Origin of the sequence: Petroclostridium xylanilyticum (assembly GCF_002252565.1) — a bacterium.
Lineage (GTDB): Bacteria > Bacillota > Clostridia > SK-Y3 > SK-Y3 > Petroclostridium > Petroclostridium xylanilyticum.
Genome location: NZ_NPML01000018.1, coordinates 225,272 through 244,193, shown reverse-complemented (window position 1 = coordinate 244,193; position 18,922 = coordinate 225,272). Strand labels below are relative to the sequence as shown.

The window sequence follows — 18,922 nt, the reverse complement described above, 5'->3', positions numbered from 1 at the left end:
GATCCAAATATGGAGGTGTTTTTATGGGCATATTGGATAGGTTTAAAAACGTAATAAGGGCAAATAAAAATGCCGATAAGAAGCCTGCAGAGGCCAGGGATATATTTAATATGCGTCCCGGTGATATAGTGAGTATCGAGGATGTAGACTATGAAGTGCAGGCAGTGCTCAAATTCAATGACCATGGATGGAAATGGACCGAATATAAGATTAAAGATTCTAGAAAGACCTACTGGCTTAGTGTAGAGCAGGATGATGACCTGGAAATCAGCTTGTACCAAGAGGTAGTCGCTATTACTACCGAAGCGCCCAGAGTGTATGAATACAAAGGGATCAAATATTATATGCAGGAAGGCAGCGATGCAGTGGTAGAAGAGGTACAGGGAAATATCAATGTGGTCAAAGGAGAACAGGTAGACTATTATGAATACAGCGATGAAGATGGGGAAAATCTTCTATCGATAGAAATATGGAATGGAGAAGTAGAAATGAGCATAGGACGGTGGGTAGAGGACTATAATATTGAGATATATCCGGGAAGTTAATAGGACATAGTAAAAGGAGATAAAGATACAGATAAAGTATTTTTAACCTAATTTACGACAGAAGTCGCCCACTTCTACAAGGGAGGAGGTGTAGATGTGCTTAAAGCCTATAAATATAGGATATCCCCAACAAAAGAACAACAAGAATATTTTGCTAAAGTATTTGGTTGTGTAAGATTTATATACAACAAAATGCTATCAGATAAAATAGATTATTATAAACAAACAGGAAAAATGATAAAAACAACTCCTGCAAAATATAAAAAAGAATATCCTTTTCTAAGAGAAGTAGATAGTTTAGCCCTTGCTAATGCTCAACTTAATTTAGAAAAAGCATATAACAACTTTTTTAGGGATAAAAGTATAGGTTTTCCAAAATTCAAGAAGAAAAAAGGATATCAATCTTACACAACAAATAATCAAAATGGGACAGTAAGTATAGATAATGGATACTTAAAGATACCAAAGTTGAAAACAAAAATAAAGATAAAACAACACAGGCAATTTGAAGGGATTAAAAAATCAGTAACTATATCTAAAACACCAACAGGTAAATATTATGTTTCGGTATTGGCGGAAGCAGAAATTCAAACTTTACCTAAAGTAGATAATAGGGTAGGAATAGATTTAGGGTTGAAGGAATTTGCAATATTTTCAGATGGAACAAGGGTAGAAAATCCAAAGTGGTTAAGAAAAACAGAAAAAAAAATAAAACAAGTGCAAAAGGCATTATCAAGAAGGCAAAAAGGAAGTAGAAATTACGAAAAGACGAGGATAAGACTTGCAAAATCACACGAAAAAATATCAAATCAAAGAAAAGACTTTCTACACAAATTATCCTCTAAAATTATAAACGAAAACCAAGTTATAGTTTTAGAGGATTTGAAGGTAAAGAATATGCAGCAAAATCACAATTTATCAAAGGCTATAGGAGAAGTATCGTGGTATGAATTTAGAAGAATGTTAGAATATAAGGCGAAATGGTATGGTAGAGAAATAATAATAGCACCCAAAAACTATGCATCAAGTCAAATATGCAGCATATGTGGATATAAAAACAAAGATGTAAAAAAACTCAACATAAGGGAATGGGAATGTTCAAATTGCCATACAAAACATGATAGGGATATAAATGCAGCAAAAAATCTACTAAAATTAGCCATGTAATATGGTCAATATGGGGATGGAACAGCCCTTTGAGCGTGGGTAATCTGGCAAGGTAGCTTGCCTTGACCACGAAGCCACCACCTCTATAGGTGGGGGTAGTTCACATTTCTGAATCTGAATTCGCACGTAAGCGCGAGCGAAGGGTGGTTTTAATGGGAGATAAACGAATAACCTATGCCGTAGTTGCAATCATATTAATAGTAACCATACTGGTAAGTATGCCTTCAAAAACTGTAGCAAAAATGATTGAAACTGATTCGAAGTTTCGTTATACAACCAGTGTTACCGGGAATTACAGCAATTCAGACAGGGCAAATGTATATACAACGGACATGAGTGTGCCTGATGCTGCACGGTATATCATAAAACAAAAAAAGCCATTATCCCATACCGATTTAAACAATGAACAAAGCATTAACCTTACTTATGATGATCACTATGTGTTAGTTTATAAGGGAGAGGAAGGAAAGACCTATGTACAGGTTTCCTCACGCAAGTATGTTCATAGGAATGGCTTTTATGGCCTATACAGGCCTTTTGATAGAAATATTATTGTTTTTTATGATGACATATATAGGGGATGGGGACATTACAGGACTGATGAAGGGAGATATGGCGGGGGATATTACAGGCAGCCAGAACCTGAAACGCCAAAATCAAATAGTGATAGTAAGATAAGAACGGATAATAATTCATCCGGTAAAATAAGAACCGACCAGAATGCTTCAAGCAAAATAAGAACAGGGTCTAGTTCCGGTTCTATTCGTTCAGGAAGTATTGGCTCCAGGCCCAAAATGGGCGGTGGGACCAGTTTTGGAAAATAGAAATTTGAAATGTGAAAGGGGACGGGAATATGGATTTACTTGCAAATGAATATGTTGCGACCATTGTATATGCATTGTTGGGATTAGTGCTAATGATGATAGGCTACAAGTTCTTTGATATTATTACGCCTTACAACTTTGCAGAAGAAATTAAAGAAAAAAACCCTGCCATTGGGGCTGTAATTGCCGGAATATTTATCGCCACAGCTATCATTGTTAAGGCTGCTGTATCATAAGGAGGTCGGAAAAATGAATCCAATTATTTCAACTATTATTTACTTTGTGATTGGTATGGTATTTTGCGCATTAGGTTATAAACTGTTTGATTGGATTACGCCTATTGACTTAAGTAAGGAAATTGATAATCATAACATAGCGGCGGGACTGGCAATTGCAGGAATGTTTATCGGGATAGCAATTGTAATAAGTGCGGCAATATTGTAATAAGCTGGATATGAGGAGTTGGGAGTAAGAAATGAGAAACTACTGAAAAAGTCTGAAGTTTCAAAAATAACCTTGTCTTAACTCCTTATTATTTTAACTTGTTGTGCTAGTTCATGTAGAAAGTTTTGCGGAAGGGCTTAGAGATTGTTAACGAAGCGGAGGAGAAGTCACATCACCTGTTTGAGCTAAGCGAGTTTGATGTGACCCGGAGTGAGTTTACAATCTCTTAGCCCTGGAGCTTTCACTTTTGAAATGAACTAGCACAATAGGTTATTTTAAGTTCACAGTTCATATAACTCAGGACAAAGGAGAACTTTATGGGAACTCACAGAAACGAACGAGAATATATCAACGCTTCGCCCCTTTTATTTGCCATATTCATAATTGCAATTTGCGGAATTATTTACGAATTAATCATAGGCGCTATTAGCTCTTATTTACTGGGCAACAGTGTCAAACAGTATTCTATTACCATAGGTTTATTTATGAGTGCAATGGGAATGGGATCATATTTGTCTCAAAGGTTCCGCAAGAACCTTTTTGACGTATTTGCAGCCATAGAGCTTTCCATTGGACTGATAGGAGGAATATCGGCAGTACTGCTGTTTGCATCCTATGCTTTTACCCGGATTTATTATTTGGTGATGTACCTTACTATTATAATCATTGGTACATTGGTAGGCCTGGAAATACCTATAATTACACGGATCATTGAAGAAAGGGAAAATAATCTCCGTATTACGATTGCAAATGTACTGAGCTTTGACTATATTGGGGCATTGTTAGGATCATTGGCGTTTCCGCTAATATTACTTCCATATCTTGGCGAAATCAGGACAGCTTTTCTGGTAGGCTTAATCAATATTAGCGTTGCAATTCTCATAATATTTAAATATGAAAAATTTATAAAGAATGTTAATATAATGAAAATGCTATCCATCCTATTTGCACTGCTTATACTAATAGGTTTTATTACGGGTGACTATACTGCAGATGCCATAGAAGACAGTTTTTATCGGGACCAAATTATATATAGCAAGCAAACGCCTTATCAAAAGATGGTAGTAACCAAACATCGTGACGATGTCCGCCTCTTCCTGGATGGAAATATCCAATTTAGTTCCATCGATGAATACCGCTATCATGAAGCGTTGGTGCATCCTGCTATGGCTCTCGCGGCAAAGCGGGAAAATATATTGATCTTAGGAGGCGGGGACGGGCTGGCTGCAAGAGAACTGCTCAAATATGGGGAGGTTAAAGATATTACACTGGTAGACCTGGATCCCCAGGTTGTGGAGTTTTGCAGGACAAATCCCTTAATCAAGCAGCTAAATGAAGGCTCGCTAGAGCATCAAAAAGTACGGGTTATCAATGAAGATGCGTATAAATACCTTGAAAAAACTCAAAAACTATTTGATGTCATTATCATAGACTTGCCTGACCCAAACAATGAATCCTTAAATAAACTCTACACCAACCTGTTTTATCGGTTGGTATTTAAAAGATTAAATAAAGGTGGCATGGTGGCAATTCAGTCTACCAGTCCTTACTATGCCAGTGAAGCATATTGGTCTATTAGAAAGACTGTAGAATCAGAAGGTTTTTATACCTCAGGATATCATATTAACGTACCGTCATTTGGGGATTGGGGTTTTACGCTGGCATCAAACAGGGAATTCTCCAAGGAGGATATTAAAATCTCAGTGCCAACAAGATATATGAATGATGAAATAGCAAAGGCAGCATTCCATTTCGGTAAAGATGAAAAAATAGGATATAATAAGGTTGAAGTAAATAGCTTGACAAACCCCGTGCTGTTACAGTACTACGAAAAGGCATGGAGTAGATATTGAGAGCAAGATTGAGATATTGAAGAAAGTTTCTAATAACGTGAAAATTCGACAGCGCGTAAGAGTAATAAACTGCGGCATTAAAAATCAATAAAAAGACTATAAAAAGCTTATAATTTAGTAAAAACGTACATTCACAAATTTTTATCAAAATGATAAGATTGATAAGTAATATTTTGCAATTAATTTATATATATTATAAATAGTTTAACTTTGTCCGTATAAAGATTCCCATATGAAAATACCTTGTTGTGTCAGTGAGCAGCATTGCAAAAGGTATCTTGGTCTTGGTAAAATGTTAAAACTGGCACAGCGAGTTTAACATAATAATAAAAATCTTAATGAAGTAAGGGGCATAATGACTGTATATTTTATTTATTGCACGATTTGAAAAAATATTTACATAACAACAGTATGGGGAGATGATTTTGTGAGGATAGGTTTGCCGCGGGCATTAATTTACTATTATTACTATCCTTTATGGAAATGCTTATTTGAGCAGTTAGGTGCAGAAATAGTCATATCTGATATCACTTCTAAAGAACTAATTCAAAAAGGTATAAAAGTGACGGTGCCTGAGATATGTCTTCCGATAAAAATATTTAACGGGCATGTAATAAACCTTCTGTCCAAGGATGTAGACTATATTTTTGTTCCCCGCTTTGTAAGTATAGAATCCAAAAAATGGTTTTGTCCAAAGTTTCTAGGTTTGCCGGAATTGGTAAGTTATACGATTGACGGGGCAAAAGAAAAAATATTAACACTGGACATTAATGGTAAAAAAGAAGATACCTGTGAATGGAGCAGCTACCGTCCGCTTTGTGATATTCTCGAGATAAGGGAGAAAGAGTTAAAAAAAGCAATGGCTGCAGCAGCACGTTCCTGGCAGCAGTTCAGGCAATGTTGCAAGGAAGGTCTTACAATAGAAGAAGCGGAACAGGTGTGTAATCATGGTGTGAGCAAAGAGCAGATCTTATCAGAACGACATTCTGAAATTACCTTAGGCGTTCTGGGGTATGTCTATAACATCTATGATTCTTTTGTAAGTATGGATATTATTAAAAAACTGCGGCAGATGAACGTAAGAGTTATTACTTTCGAAATGATGGATGAAAAAGAAATTTCCAACAGGTTTGGGAAAAAATCAAAAAGGCTATACTGGACATTCACCGATAAAGTGTATGGGACCGCTGCTAACCTGATGAGAAATCCTGAAGTAGATGGCCTTATCCATGTCACAGCTTTTGGGTGCGGTCCGGATTCCATTGCGGGTAAATTAATTGAGCTGGATAGTGAAAACTACAAAAAGCCTTTTATGACGCTGAGGGTGGACGAGCACACGGGAGAAAGCCATCTTTTGACAAGGATTGAAGCTTTCGTTGATATGATAAAAAGAAAAAAGTTTGCAGAGCAAAGGGGAGAACCTGCATGAAGATCTCTTTTCCCTATATGGGATGTGTTACGGGATATAAAAAAGTATTAGAACTGCTTGGACATGAAGTGATTATGCCTCATAAGCCTACTCAAAGGACAATCGACCTGGGGGTAAAATATAGTCCTGAATTTATTTGTTTTCCATTTAAGGTAATGATGGGGACATATATTGAAGCGGCACAGGCAGGAGCAGAAGTCATTATTTCATCCGGAGGGCATGGCCCTTGCAGAGCCGGCCTCTATGGTGAGATTCATCAGCGAATCTTAAAAAGCATGGGATACGACGTTGAAGTAATAATTTTTGATTCCATGTTCAGAGATTTTGGAGAATTTTATAAAAATTTGAACAGAGTAAGAAACGGTGCATCTATTATAAAGTTACTTAAGGATATCTGGTTTAGTTATCAGATTATTTGCCAGATGGATGAAATAGAAAAGAAAATTAAAATACTGCGGGCTTATGAGCAGAAAAGAGGAGACTTCAACCGTGTCTGGGCTGAAATTCAAAAGATGTACGATGGTTGCTGGACGAAAAGAGACCTTGACAATATAAGTAAAAAAGCAAGGCAAATGCTGGCCGACGTTCCGGTAAGAAAAGTTGCGGAAGGAGAAAGGATAAGAGTAGGAATCGTTGGAGAAATCTATGTAATTATGGAAAGTTCAGTAAATATGGATATTGAACAGACCCTGAACAACATAGGCATAGAAGTAGAAAATGTACAATACATCTCCAACTGGGTAAACCATAATATCCAACCGAGATTGATAGGTGCCAGTAAAGCTCATCAGGTTATAAAAAAAGCGAGAAGATTTGTAAAAATAAATTGTGGCGGGCATGATATGGAAAATATAGGATGGATGGTGGATTTTAAAGAACGGGGTTTTGATGCGATTATCCATCTTATGCCCTTTGGATGTTTACCGGAATTAGTAACCCAAAGTGCTATACCTGCCATTTCAAAACAGCTGCAGCTGCCTATACTGTCTCTTTCTTTAGATGAACAGATGGGTACGGCCAATAACCAAACCAGGATAGAAGCTTTTATAGATCTCGTACGCAATAAAAAGAAAGCACAAAATACAAAAGAAATAGAAGAGCAAGAAGATACTTGGGTTACGGAATATACGGAACATGAGTTGGCAGGATGAAATAGTTCGGAGTTTGGAGTTCGGAGTTCATAGTGAAAAGTTAAAATTCTCCGAACTCCGAACTCCGAGCTCCGAACTTTTTTGCACTATATTTGTAGAATGTATAAATGCTTATTAGTGATAAAAACAGGGAGTGGAGCATATTATGAAAATATACATAGGAATAGATGTGGGATCGGTAAGCACCAATGTTGTAGCTATTGACCAAAATTATAATGTAGTTTTCAAGGAATACATACGTACCAACGGGCAGCCGCTGGAATCGGTAAAGAAAGGGTTAAAATTGCTGGAGGAAAGCCTCAATGGTACTTTTGACTGTGTAGCTGGTGTAGGGACAACAGGAAGCGGCAGGCAGCTAGCGGGTATCATGGTAGGGGCAGATATCATTAAAAATGAAATAACAGCCCATGCCGCTGCAACGGTACATTTTCATCCTGACGTAAGTACTATCTTCGAAATCGGAGGTCAGGATTCAAAAATCATTATTATCAAAGACAAGATGGTAGTAGACTTTTCCATGAATACTGTCTGTGCAGCAGGTACCGGTTCCTTCCTGGATCACCAGGCTGAGCGGCTGGGAGTTCCAATTCAGGAATTCGGGGATCTTGCCCTCACAGCTAAAAAAGATGTAAGAATAGCGGGAAGGTGTACTGTATTTGCTGAATCAGATATGATTGCCAAACAGCAATACGGATTTTCAAAAGCTGAAATTATTAAGGGGCTATGTGATGCATTAGTAAGGAATTATATCAACAATCTCGGTAGAGGAAAGAACCTTAAACCCCCCTATGTTTTTCAAGGCGGTGTAGCAGCAAACAAGGGAATTAAGGCAGCTTTTGAAAAAGAAGTTGGATGTGAAATAATCATACCCCAGCACTATAATGTAATGGGGGCAATAGGTGCTGCCATTCTTGCCAAGGAACATATCAAGAAAACAGGCGATACCACTAAATTCAGAGGCTTTGGTGCGGCAGATTTTGAATTCAACCCTACAAGTATCGAATGTGGTGGCTGTGCCAACAGTTGTGAAGTAATCAAGGTGGATTTAAACGGTAAGACAGTGGCCATGTGGGGCGACAAGTGCGGTAAATGGGCGAACTCCCTTGTTGGATAAAGAAAGATAAAAATGAATAAAACCGGGCAGTGTGCCCGGTTTTTATGCTATTTAAATTAAAAATCGAATAATTAAGTATAATTTCTCACAAACTATGCTCATGATAGTACGATTTTTTATTTACGGAATAATAGGATGGGCCATGGAAATTTTCTGGACAGGCTTAGGTTCTGTGTTTCGTGGTGATGTTCGTCTGCAAGGGACAACCTATCTATGGATGTTTCCCATATACGGTTCAGCAGTTCTGCTAGAACCAATTCATGATAAAATCCGGTTTATGCCCTGGATAGCAAGGGGGTGTATTTGGGTATTAATAATCTGGGCAATAGAATATATAACCGGTTGGGCCATCAAGGGGATAGCAGGCTTATGTCCATGGGATTATACAGGAAGTACCAAATATCAGATAAACGGCTTTATACGTCTGGACTATGCACCGGCATGGTTTGTAGCAGGATTACTATTTGAAAAGTTGCATGATATACTATCGAAATATCCTTGGATAGTTCGATAAAGATATAGATATAGATTTAGAATGATGTTGAAGGTTGTGTTGCAGTTGTTATATATTTACTGATAATGATTTTACATGGCAGATAAAGTCAATAAGTTCACAGTAAAAGCTATTAAATCGTTTACTACTGTGAACTGAGAACTGTTAACTGTGAACCATATAGTACAATAATAATCTATATCTGTATCTTTATCTTTTTAATGGAACTTTTTTGTTGTAGAATAGTCTAAATATAGTATTAAATAACACTTACATAAGGGGTTGTTGAAAATGTTAAACCGGTTTGTAAAAGTATTGGCCATGTCTTGTACATTGTTTATAGTTTTATCGGCATGCAGCGGGGCTGCTAAAAAAGCTGCAAGCAAAGTTCCGCCAGGGATGCAGCCGGGCGAAATAAAAATTAAATCGGTAACCCATGATGCGGAGCACCCGCTGAAAAAAGGAGACAAGGTGCATATTAAGGTTGAGGTTGAAAATTTTGATCCACAGTTATCTCCTAAAATAGGTATGTCCGAGATATTTGCAAGGATTGCAAACCAACCGGGAGAAATTTTACTAAGGAATGATGGCACCCTTGGCGATACCACAGCCGATGATACCTTCTTCGAAGGTGAATATATCGTGAATGATCAAAGCAAACGTGTTGTGAACGGAAAAATAATGGTAAACACTTATAGAGAACAGGTTGTTTCGGATAAGGCAATTACAATTCAACCGTAGTTAATGTAAGATAAAGATACAGATAAAGATTGAGTTGATGTTGGTGGTTTATAGTTCGCAGTTTTCTCATATTTGTTTAGTATAATGGACTAACATGTGGTATAATAGGTTACGAAGTGACAATAGAGGAGGTATTGACGTGGACGCATTAAAAGTTTTAAAAGAAAGGCGAAGCGTTCGAAAATATTTATCAAAGCCGGTGCCCAAAGAGATTATTGAAGATATTATTGACTGCGGACGTCTGGCAGCAACGGCGAGAAATATTCAACCATGGCATTTTGTAGTAATTACCGATGAAGAAAGAAAAAAACACATCGCAGACATCACAGATAACGGGAAATTTATTGCGCAGGCGCCGGTATGTGTAGCAGTACTTTGTGAAGATACAAAATACATATTGGAGGATGGATCTGCTGCAACCCAGAATATTTTGCTTGCTGCCAAAGCACACGGCTTGGGTTCCTGTTGGATAGCAGGCCATAAAAAGCCCTATGCAGCAGAAATAGAGCAATATCTGAATGCACCGGAAAGTTGCAAGCTCATTTCTTTGATAGCAATAGGGTATGCCGAACAGGAAAGCAATGCAGCAAAAAAGGACCTGTCGGCAGTGCTGCATTGGGAACAATTTTAAAAGGAGGAAATGTAATGTTTGATGTTGTAGCTTTAGGAGAATTACTCATTGATTTTACTCCTGCAGGTATCTCTAATGCAGGAAATGAGTTGTTTGAAAAGAACCCCGGAGGGGCTCCGGCGAATGTCCTGGCAGCCGTATCAAAGCTGGGAAAATCCACAGCATTTTTAGGGATGGTGGGAGAAGACCAGTTTGGGATTTTCCTTAAAGAAGTGTTGAAAAAAAACGGTATAAATGTAACCGGAATGAAGTTTTCCAAAGAAATCAACACTACCCTTGCTTTTGTCCATCTCGATGAAAAAGGTGACCGTTCATTCAGTTTTTATAGGAAACCCGGTGCAGATATGATGCTGACCAAAGATGATATAGACTATGATGTTATTAAAAACTCAAAAATATTTCACTTCGGTTCCATTTCAATGACCGATGAACCTTCAAGAAGTGCGACGCTGGCTGCAGTAGAATTTGCAAAAGCGAATGGGCTAATTATCTCCTATGATCCAAACTTTAGGCCGCCTCTGTGGAAAAGTGCCGGCGATGCAGTAGAAAACATGAAGGTGGGTTTAAAGTATGCTGATATATTAAAAATCTCGGAAGAAGAGCTGGAACTTATAACCGGTATAAAGGATATGGACAAAGGGGCTGCAATGCTTTATGATATGGGTGTAAAAGTAGTTCTCGTTACACTTGGCCCAAGAGGATGCTTCTACAGGTATAAAGGCGGAACCGGAAGATTGGATACCTATGATACAAAAGTCGTAGACACTACAGGAGCTGGAGATTCCTTTCTGGGAGGGGTACTATATAGATTGAGTGAGAAGAGACTGGAAGATATTTGCCAGCTTCCCAAGGATGAATTTGAAGATATTATCGATTTTTCCAATGCCATAGGTTCTTTAACGGCAACCAAAAAAGGAGCCATTCCTGCGATGCCTACTTTAGAGGAAGTTAATATGTGCAGAAAACAGGTGCCGAAGCTGAGATATGGCAAATAAAAAGTAAGATAAATAAAATAATTAAAAGAAATACATATATTTTAAAATGTTTTTTGCAACTCAATTATAAAGTAACTGCATTAAGTTTCAATACTTAATGCAGTTTTTTAATGCAATTGTCTACCTATTGTTTTCTTAAGGGAAAACACAGCAAGCAGCAGGCAGATTCCTAAAAGAATAACAGAAAAAATAAATGGTGCAGACGGTTTGAAATCATAAAGTAAAGCTGCCACAACCCCAGCGGGGGCGGAAATCAAAGACATAAATGTATTACCGAAGGATAGGACTTTAGCCCTTTCCTTTTCACCTGCCACATTAGCCCAGAGTGTATCCAGAAATGGACGGGTAAGCGCCAGCCCCATTCCATCAATTATAACAGATGATAGGATAATTGCCATATTTGCAGCGGGGGCAAGCACTAATGCAATGGCCCCTGCAGTCCATACCAGCAAGCCTATGCACAAGTAAAATGCTTCGCGGTTGCCCTTAACCATGGGAATGACAAATAAAAATATAACAAGCATACTGATAGATGACAGAGCAGGGACAATTGATATAAACGATTTATCCAGAAGCAGATTGTTAGTAAGATATACTGAATAAAATACAGGCTTAAGCAGAAGGTGAAAATTCACCAGTGATTGAATAACAAGAATAATGAGGGTTGAAGAATGCCCCTTAACAAACCTTACCGTATACATAAAATCATAGATAAGCTGCTGAAAGGAAAAACCCTTGCTTTCCTTTTGCATAATCCTGCCAATAGAAGTCTCTGTAAGTAATGAATTCCGGCCCAAAATCATTATTGTCATAGAAACGGCAGCAAAGATATACAATATTCGCGTTCCGTTAATTATACCAAACCTATTTACGATTAAGCCGGCAACCGGTGAAAAAACACCGGAACACAGCACGATAATATTGATAACCGTAAAAATATTTACTCTCTGTTCAGGGGGGGAGTCTTCTACCAGAAGGCAGCTCCATGAAATAAATACAACTTTGCCTAGGCCGTTAAGAAGCGCAGCAATGGCAAATAGCCAGAAATTAGAAGCAAAAGTCCATATAAGTGCAACAAAAGGCCAGGCGATGAGATCAAAAATCAGTGTAGTTCTTTTTCTTCCCAATTTGTCGGTAATAGCTCCACCTAAAAATGACCAAATAATTTGGGAGATGATATAGATGGAACTTACTAGCCCTACTTGCTTTTCGCTCAGCCCTAATGCAAGCATATATAAAGATGCATAAAAGTTAAACATTTGAAAAGGGATAGCCCATAAAGGTTCATAAATGGCAGCTCCTCTTGCATTTCCTTTCAAAGATTTAAACATGTGGACTGGCTTTAACAGGTTTTGCTTTACATAGTATTGAAAACTCATCATAATTACCTCATTCGTTAATGTATTTCTCCTTTATTAATTATAATGCAAATGTTGGAAATATTAAATAGTTAAAGATAAAATTTATAACTGGTGCATAAAACCTTGGAATTAAACTTATACAGTTTGGAGTTATAATAGTGCTTAACTTTTTAAACTTTTGGTTATATCAGCCTATTGACAAAAGTATATTGTATACAATATACTGTATAATGTATTAAAAATGTTTAATCACTAAAAATGGGTGGAATAAATATAATAGAAAATCAAAAATGGGGGAATATATATGAACACAAACTTTAAACCTGGAACGTGGACGAATGAAGTAAACGTGAGGGATTTCATACAGAAGAATTATACACCTTATGATGGGGATGAAAGCTTTTTGGCAAAGCCAACCGCGGCAACTTTGAAGCTGTGGGAAAAAGTACAGGAACTTATGAAAACAGAAAGGCAAAAGGGTGGAGTTTTGGACATAGATACAAAAACTATATCCACCATCACTTCTCATAAACCTGGATATATAGATGAGGAACTGGAGCAAATCGTAGGATTGCAGACTGATGCTCCTTTGAAAAGGGCGATCATGCCTTTTGGTGGTATCAGAATGGTTAGAAATTCTCTAAAGGCTTATGGCCGCCAGATGGACCCTGATGTGGAGCATGTATTCAAATATAGAAAAACGCATAACGATGGTGTATTTGACGCCTATACGGATGAAATGAAAAAAGCAAGACATACAGGAATCATTACCGGGTTACCCGATGCTTATGGCAGGGGTAGAATTATTGGTGATTATAGAAGAGTCCCTCTTTATGGCGTGGATTTCTTAATAGAGAAAAAGAAACAGGCCAAGAAGAACTATGTATTTGCTACCATGGATTCTCCGGTAATAAGGCAAAGAGAAGAATTAAGCGAGCAGATAAAAGCATTGGAAGAGCTGAAAGAAATGGCGGCAAGCTATGGTTATGACATAAGCAGACCGGCGCAGGACACAAAAGAAGCCATTCAATGGTTGTACTTTGCATATCTTGCAGCTGTTAAAGAACAAAATGGTGCAGCAATGAGCCTGGGGAGAGTTTCTACTTTCCTGGATATATATGCGCAAAAAGATTTAGAGGAAGGAAGATATACCGAAGAGCAAATTCAGGAAATGGTTGATCACTTTGTAATGAAACTTAGAATGGTTAGATTTCTAAGAACTCCTGAATATGAAGCGTTATTCTCAGGGGATCCCACCTGGGTAACTGAAGCCCTTGGAGGTATAGGAATAGATGGAAGGCATATGGTTACAAAGATGACCTATAGATTTATGCACACCCTTACCAATTTGGGTCCTGCACCGGAACCAAATATGACTGTGCTGTGGTCAACCAGATTGCCGGCAAACTTTAAGAAGTATTGCGCAAAGATGTCTGTCCAGACTTCTTCCATCCAATATGAGAATGATGATTTAATGCGGGAAAAATTTGGCGATGACTATGGAATTGCCTGCTGTGTTTCAGCAATGAAAATTGGTAAACAGATGCAGTTCTTTGGTGCAAGGGCGAACCTTGCGAAAGCTTTGCTGTACGCAATTAACGGCGGAAAAGATGAAATAACAGGAGAACAGGTAGGCCCGGCTTTTGCACCCGTTACATCCGAATACCTGGATTATAATGAAGTAGTGCAGCGATTTGATGATATTTTAGAATGGCTTTCTAATCTATATATTAATACACTTAATATTATCCACTATATGCATGATAAATACTGCTATGAAAGGCTGGAAATGGCTCTTCATGATGAAGAAATTCTGCGAACCTCAGCATGTGGAATAGCAGGCTTATCAGTAGTAGTTGACTCTCTGTCAGCGATTAAATATGCAAAAGTAAAAGCAATAAGAAATGAAACCGGATTGGCAGTAGATTATGAAGTGGAAGGAGACTATCCGAAGTTTGGTAACAACGATCCTGCAGTAGATAACATTGCGGTTGAATTGGTGAAGAACTTTATGTCTAAGCTCAGCAAGCATAAAACCTATAGAGATAGTAAGCCTACCCTATCCATATTAACCATTACTTCCAACGTTGTATATGGAAAGAAAACCGGAAATACGCCAGATGGTAGGAAGTACGGTGAGCCATTTGCGCCGGGAGCTAACCCAATGCATAAGAGGGACACCAAGGGTTGCATAGCCTCAATGGCTTCTGTGGCGAAATTGCCTTATGACTATAGTGAAGACGGTATTTCTTATACTTTCTCCATTATACCGGGTGCACTTGGAAAACTGGATGAAGAAAAATACAATAACCTTACAGCACTGTTGGACGGTTATTTTAGCCAGGATGGACACCATATCAATGTAAATGTGCTTAACAAGGAAATATTGCTGGATGCGATGGAGCACCCTGAAAAATATCCGCAATTGACTGTAAGGGTATCAGGATATGCGGTTAACTTTATAAGATTAACCAGAGAACAGCAAATGGATGTAATAAATAGAACTTTCCACGAAAAATTTTAAATAGCAGTTCACTATTCACAGGAATTGTAGGGCAGACCTATGTGTCTGCCCTAATAGTTTATACTCTGTGAACTATAAACTTAATGAAAAACCATATCTGACAAAATAATTGATATAAAAAACCGTATCTAAAAGAGTTATCATATAATTGACAATAAATTAACAAACATTTATAATATTAATTGTTAATGATTTAACAATAATGATTCCTTCAGCGATATAATTTGATACCGGGGGTGTCTTGAGTGTTACAGGTTTATATATGCGTAGGGAGTTCGTGTCATCTTAAAGGGTCTTATCATATCATCAAAACTTTCCAGGATCTAATCAAAAAAAATAGATTAGAAGGAAAAGTGGAATTAAAGGCATCTTTTTGTCTTGGACGCTGTACCAAGGGTGTTTCGGTAAAAGTAGGAGATGAATTTATCGAAGATATCACCGTATCAAATGTTGAGCAAAAATTTAAGGAATGTATAATGGGGAGGTTATAACGTGGGTATTATTCAATTTAAAGAAGCGAATTGCAAAAATTGCTATAAATGCATTCGCAGCTGCCCCGTTAAAGCGATAGCCTTTAAAAATGAGCAGGCACAAATCATAGAAGAAGAATGCATATTATGCGGACAATGTCTGTTGGCCTGTCCGCAAAATGCAAAAAGTGTAAGAAGTGATGTTGAAAAAGTTAAAAAATATATAGAGAAAAAGGAAAAGGTTTATGTAAGCCTTGCGCCTTCCTTTGTTTCAGCTTTTCAAGTTTCAGACAGTAGAAAGATATTTTCAGCTCTAAAAAGGCTGGGATTTACACATGTGGAGGAAACTGCTATAGGAGCAGCCCAGGTATCTAAAGAATATGAAAAGCTTATAAGGGAAGAAAAGATGAAAAATATAATTACTACTGCCTGTCCGACAACGGTAGCCCTAATTGAAAAATATTATCCTGAGCTCATCGATCAAATGGCTCCTGTAGTATCACCTATGATTGCCCACGCCAAAATGATGCGTGAAGTATACGGTTCAAGAATAAAGATTGTATTTATCGGGCCCTGCATTTCTAAAAAAGAAGAATGTAATGATCTACAGAATGATGGAATAGTCAATGCAATTATTACATTCGAAGAACTGGAAAAATGGATGGAAAGTGAAGGAGTCGATTTTAGCGTTGATGAAGGTGAAGAACCAAAAGGTGCAAGAAACCCGATGGCAAGACTCTATCCAGCAACCGGAGGAATCATCCGGACACTGGGGAAGGATGAAAGAAAAATATATAAATGTGTCAGTGTAGATGGCGTTGACCGGTGTATAAACATATTGGACTCCATAAAAGAAGGGCAAATCTCTAACTACTTTATTGAAATGAATGCCTGTCCGGGGGGATGCCTGGGAGGACCGTGCATCAAATCAGCCAAAAGCGGTTTCCTGGACGCAAAAGACAGGTTAACCGAATATGTTAAAAAGAACATGCGGGATATAAATTTTGCAGTAGCTGAAGATGTAGATGTTAAGCTGGGAAAGAGATTTGTAGACAAATCCAAAGATTATAAAATACCTGACGAAGAAACAATAAGGGAAATATTAAGCAAAATAGGGAAATTTAACAAGGATAAAGAGTTAAATTGCGGGGCCTGCGGTTATCCTACTTGCAAGGAAAAAGCAATAGCTGTATATAACGGTAAGGCTGAGCTGCACATGTGCTTACCCTATATGAGAGAAAGGGCCGAATCTATTTCCAATATCATCATTCAAGCAACACCAAATGCAATTATTGCCTTAAATGATAATTTATATATACAAGAATTCAACCAGTCTGCACAGCAGTTATTTAGGTTAGATAAGACAGATGTACAGGGAAAGCATATATATGATGTACTTGATTGTCCTGATTTTGAACGTGTAAAAGAAACAACTCAAAATATTCTGAATAAGAAATATTATTATGAAAGATATGATATCACCGTCGTACAGTCTATACTGTATATCAAAGAACAGCAATTGATTATAGCAATAATGACTGATATATCAAAAGAAGAGAAGCAGCAGCAGCAAATGTACAAGGTCCGCTCCGAGACAATAGACATAGCTCAGAAAGTTATAGAAAAACAAATGCGGGTGGCACAGGAAATTGCTAGTTTGCTGGGGGAGACAACGGCAGAGACAAAAATAGCACTGACAAAACTTAAAAAATCAATCCTATCAGATATTGGTGAAGAGCAATGAGTTTATTTATTGAAGCAAGCTTTGAAAGCTTAAATAAGTACAATGAAGAATTGTGCGGCGATAAAGTGGAAATTATTAGGAATAGAGATTCTGTAATTGCTGTACTTGCAGATGGATTGGGAAGTGGTGTTAAAGCCAATATACTGGCTACATTGACAAGTAAAATCATAGGGACCATGCTGGTACATGGTGCAAGTATTGAAGAAGCAGTGGAGACAATCGCAAGTACACTTCCGGAATGTAGGGAAAGAGGAATAGCCTATTCAACATTTTCAATATTACAGATTTTTAATTCGGGGGATGCATATCTTGTAGAATTTGATAATCCTTCTGTGCTTCTCCTCAAAAAAGGGAACTTTGCTGATATACAAAGGCAGATCAGAACAATCAAGGGTAAAATAATAAAAGAGAGCAGGTTCAGGGTTGTCCCCGAAGACCTGTTTGTTATGATAAGCGATGGCGTAATTCATGCCGGGATAGGTGGAACGTTAAACCTGGGTTGGCAGTGGGAAAATGTAAAGGAATATATCCAGAGGGTATACAAACCGGATACTACAGCTAAAAATCTTGCAAAACTTCTATTATCGGTTTGCGATAATTTATACATGCAAAAGCCGGGGGATGATGCAACCGTAGTTGCTGTAAAAGTAAGAAATCCGATGACAGTCAGTGTAATGGTAGGACCTCCGGTAGACCGGCAGCAGGACCGCTATGTTGTAGATAGATTCATTGCCCAAGAAGGAAAGAAGGTTGTATGTGGCGGTACCACTTCACAAATTGTAAGCAGGGAGTTGGGAAAAGAGATTATAACTAATTTTAATTATTTCAACCCTTCCATACCTCCTGCAGCAGAGATAGAAGGAATAGACCTAACAACGGAGGGTGTTTTAACCCTGGGGAAAACGTTGGATTACCTGAAAAAATACTGTTCCTCTGAGAGTACCATGCAGGATATTCTCAAATTGAACCAAAAGGATGGAGCATCACAACTGGCCAAGCTCTTACTAGAGCAAGCTACAAAAGTTAACTTTTTTGTTGGAAGGGCCATGAATCCCGCTCACCAAAACCCTGGGCTTCCACTAAACTTAAGTATAAAACTCAAGCTGGTTGACGAAATGGCCGAATGCCTGCGGGGACTGGGGAAGGAAGTAAACGTAGAGTATTACTGACAATATTAAATAATAAGCGTAATATGAAAATAGCTTGGAGTCATGAAATATATGATGTTACCCATCCAAGGCAAATATAGCATTGAGGAACTGGTCCCATGTCGAAGTCCTGACCAAGTCATACAAGATGCTTAGTACATTATATATAATATCAAAATGTTATTTTTTTAACAATATATATTGACAAATAATTAACAATGTTTTATAATATAATTGTTAAATAATTAACAATAACTAAAAATAAATAGCCATTATGCTATTTGACAT

Annotated in this window: 18 protein-coding genes; 17 read left to right on the top strand and 1 reads right to left on the bottom strand. The window is 37.7% G+C overall.

Annotation, left to right across the window (positions count from 1 at the left end; genetic code table 11):
• The first annotated feature begins 23 nt into the window (after window positions 1-23).
• From CIB29_RS11035 to CIB29_RS10975, 13 genes are all read left to right on the top strand, one after another.
• Window positions 24-545, top strand: coding sequence for a DUF4178 domain-containing protein (locus CIB29_RS11035; RefSeq protein WP_094549670.1), 522 nt, complete (start codon window positions 24-26; stop codon window positions 543-545).
• 96 nt (window positions 546-641) lie between these two features.
• Window positions 642-1,712, top strand: a complete 1,071-nt coding sequence (gene tnpB, locus CIB29_RS11030) for an IS200/IS605 family element RNA-guided endonuclease TnpB (protein WP_094549668.1) — start codon at window positions 642-644, stop codon at window positions 1,710-1,712.
• Between the two features lie 152 nt (window positions 1,713-1,864).
• On the top strand, window positions 1,865-2,536 hold the full coding sequence (locus CIB29_RS11025) for a hypothetical protein (protein WP_094549666.1): 672 nt from the start codon (window positions 1,865-1,867) through the stop codon (window positions 2,534-2,536).
• A 29-nt stretch (window positions 2,537-2,565) separates the two neighbouring features.
• The gene (locus CIB29_RS11020) at window positions 2,566-2,772 is read left to right on the top strand and encodes a DUF350 domain-containing protein (protein WP_094549664.1); all 207 of its coding nucleotides are present in this window, start codon (window positions 2,566-2,568) and stop codon (window positions 2,770-2,772) included.
• A 13-nt stretch (window positions 2,773-2,785) separates the two neighbouring features.
• Window positions 2,786-2,980, top strand: a complete 195-nt coding sequence (locus CIB29_RS11015; RefSeq protein ID WP_094549662.1) for a DUF350 domain-containing protein — start codon at window positions 2,786-2,788, stop codon at window positions 2,978-2,980.
• A gap of 317 nt (window positions 2,981-3,297) precedes the next feature.
• Window positions 3,298-4,833, top strand: a complete 1,536-nt coding sequence (locus tag CIB29_RS11010) for a polyamine aminopropyltransferase (RefSeq protein WP_094549660.1) — start codon at window positions 3,298-3,300, stop codon at window positions 4,831-4,833.
• Window positions 4,834-5,260: 427 nt separating this feature from the next.
• The gene (locus CIB29_RS11005; RefSeq protein WP_094549658.1) at window positions 5,261-6,262 is read left to right on the top strand and encodes an acyl-CoA dehydratase activase-related protein; all 1,002 of its coding nucleotides are present in this window, start codon (window positions 5,261-5,263) and stop codon (window positions 6,260-6,262) included.
• On the top strand, window positions 6,259-7,413 hold the full coding sequence (locus CIB29_RS11000) for a 2-hydroxyacyl-CoA dehydratase (RefSeq protein ID WP_094549656.1): 1,155 nt from the start codon (window positions 6,259-6,261) through the stop codon (window positions 7,411-7,413). The genes CIB29_RS11005 and CIB29_RS11000 overlap by 4 nt, the downstream gene beginning before the upstream one ends.
• 145 nt (window positions 7,414-7,558) lie before the next feature.
• The gene (locus CIB29_RS10995) at window positions 7,559-8,527 is read left to right on the top strand and encodes an acyl-CoA dehydratase activase (protein WP_198543842.1); all 969 of its coding nucleotides are present in this window, start codon (window positions 7,559-7,561) and stop codon (window positions 8,525-8,527) included.
• 100 nt (window positions 8,528-8,627) lie between these two features.
• Entirely contained in the window at window positions 8,628-9,041 is a 414-nt protein-coding gene (locus tag CIB29_RS10990; RefSeq protein ID WP_094550064.1) for a putative ABC transporter permease, read from the top strand.
• 270 nt (window positions 9,042-9,311) lie between these two features.
• Window positions 9,312-9,761, top strand: a complete 450-nt coding sequence (locus CIB29_RS10985) for a hypothetical protein (protein WP_094549654.1) — start codon at window positions 9,312-9,314, stop codon at window positions 9,759-9,761.
• A 139-nt stretch (window positions 9,762-9,900) separates the two neighbouring features.
• A complete protein-coding gene (locus tag CIB29_RS10980) occupies window positions 9,901-10,392 on the top strand; it encodes a nitroreductase family protein (RefSeq protein WP_094549652.1) in 492 nt (163 codons plus the stop codon).
• A 14-nt stretch (window positions 10,393-10,406) separates the two neighbouring features.
• On the top strand, window positions 10,407-11,387 hold the full coding sequence (locus tag CIB29_RS10975) for a carbohydrate kinase family protein (protein ID WP_094549650.1): 981 nt from the start codon (window positions 10,407-10,409) through the stop codon (window positions 11,385-11,387).
• A gap of 107 nt (window positions 11,388-11,494) precedes the next feature.
• Here the strand turns inward: CIB29_RS10975 and CIB29_RS10970 are convergent, their stop codons facing one another.
• Window positions 11,495-12,769 (bottom strand): MFS transporter, encoded by a 1,275-nt coding sequence (locus CIB29_RS10970; protein WP_094549648.1) that lies wholly within the window; start codon window positions 12,767-12,769, stop codon window positions 11,495-11,497.
• A 283-nt stretch (window positions 12,770-13,052) separates the two neighbouring features.
• Between CIB29_RS10970 and pflB the strand changes: the two genes are divergently transcribed.
• The 4 genes from pflB (at window position 13,053) to CIB29_RS10950 (ending at window position 18,655) form a co-directional block, all read left to right on the top strand.
• Entirely contained in the window at window positions 13,053-15,272 is a 2,220-nt protein-coding gene (gene pflB, locus CIB29_RS10965; RefSeq protein WP_094549646.1) for a formate C-acetyltransferase, read from the top strand.
• A 245-nt stretch (window positions 15,273-15,517) separates the two neighbouring features.
• On the top strand, window positions 15,518-15,763 hold the full coding sequence (locus CIB29_RS10960) for a (2Fe-2S) ferredoxin domain-containing protein (RefSeq protein ID WP_094549645.1): 246 nt from the start codon (window positions 15,518-15,520) through the stop codon (window positions 15,761-15,763).
• A gap of 1 nt (window position 15,764) precedes the next feature.
• Window positions 15,765-17,486 carry a [Fe-Fe] hydrogenase large subunit C-terminal domain-containing protein gene (locus CIB29_RS10955; RefSeq protein ID WP_094549643.1) on the top strand — a complete coding sequence of 574 codons (1,722 nt, stop codon included), beginning with the start codon at window positions 15,765-15,767 and terminating at the stop codon, window positions 17,484-17,486.
• On the top strand, window positions 17,483-18,655 hold the full coding sequence (locus CIB29_RS10950; protein WP_094549641.1) for a SpoIIE family protein phosphatase: 1,173 nt from the start codon (window positions 17,483-17,485) through the stop codon (window positions 18,653-18,655). Before CIB29_RS10955 ends, CIB29_RS10950 begins: the two co-directional genes overlap by 4 nt.
• Window positions 18,656-18,922 lie beyond the last annotated feature (267 nt).

What these genes read in the sequence shown, in the direction of transcription:
- CIB29_RS11035 (WP_094549670.1), top strand. Translation starts at nt 24, where the DNA reads ATGGGCATATTGGATAGGTTTAAAAACGTAATAAGGGCAAATAAAAAT.
- CIB29_RS11025 (WP_094549666.1), top strand. Translation starts at nt 1,865, where the DNA reads ATGGGAGATAAACGAATAACCTATGCCGTAGTTGCAATCATATTAATA.
- CIB29_RS11020 (WP_094549664.1), top strand. Translation starts at nt 2,566, where the DNA reads ATGGATTTACTTGCAAATGAATATGTTGCGACCATTGTATATGCATTG.
- CIB29_RS11015 (WP_094549662.1), top strand. Translation starts at nt 2,786, where the DNA reads ATGAATCCAATTATTTCAACTATTATTTACTTTGTGATTGGTATGGTA.
- CIB29_RS11010 (WP_094549660.1), top strand. Translation starts at nt 3,298, where the DNA reads ATGGGAACTCACAGAAACGAACGAGAATATATCAACGCTTCGCCCCTT.
- CIB29_RS11000 (WP_094549656.1), top strand. Translation starts at nt 6,259, where the DNA reads ATGAAGATCTCTTTTCCCTATATGGGATGTGTTACGGGATATAAAAAA.
- CIB29_RS10995 (WP_198543842.1), top strand. Translation starts at nt 7,559, where the DNA reads ATGAAAATATACATAGGAATAGATGTGGGATCGGTAAGCACCAATGTT.
- CIB29_RS10990 (WP_094550064.1), top strand. Translation starts at nt 8,628, where the DNA reads ATGATAGTACGATTTTTTATTTACGGAATAATAGGATGGGCCATGGAA.
- CIB29_RS10985 (WP_094549654.1), top strand. Translation starts at nt 9,312, where the DNA reads ATGTTAAACCGGTTTGTAAAAGTATTGGCCATGTCTTGTACATTGTTT.
- CIB29_RS10975 (WP_094549650.1), top strand. Translation starts at nt 10,407, where the DNA reads ATGTTTGATGTTGTAGCTTTAGGAGAATTACTCATTGATTTTACTCCT.
- CIB29_RS10970 (WP_094549648.1), bottom strand. Translation starts at nt 12,769, where the DNA reads ATGATGAGTTTTCAATACTATGTAAAGCAAAACCTGTTAAAGCCAGTC.
- pflB (WP_094549646.1), top strand. Translation starts at nt 13,053, where the DNA reads ATGAACACAAACTTTAAACCTGGAACGTGGACGAATGAAGTAAACGTG.
- CIB29_RS10950 (WP_094549641.1), top strand. Translation starts at nt 17,483, where the DNA reads ATGAGTTTATTTATTGAAGCAAGCTTTGAAAGCTTAAATAAGTACAAT.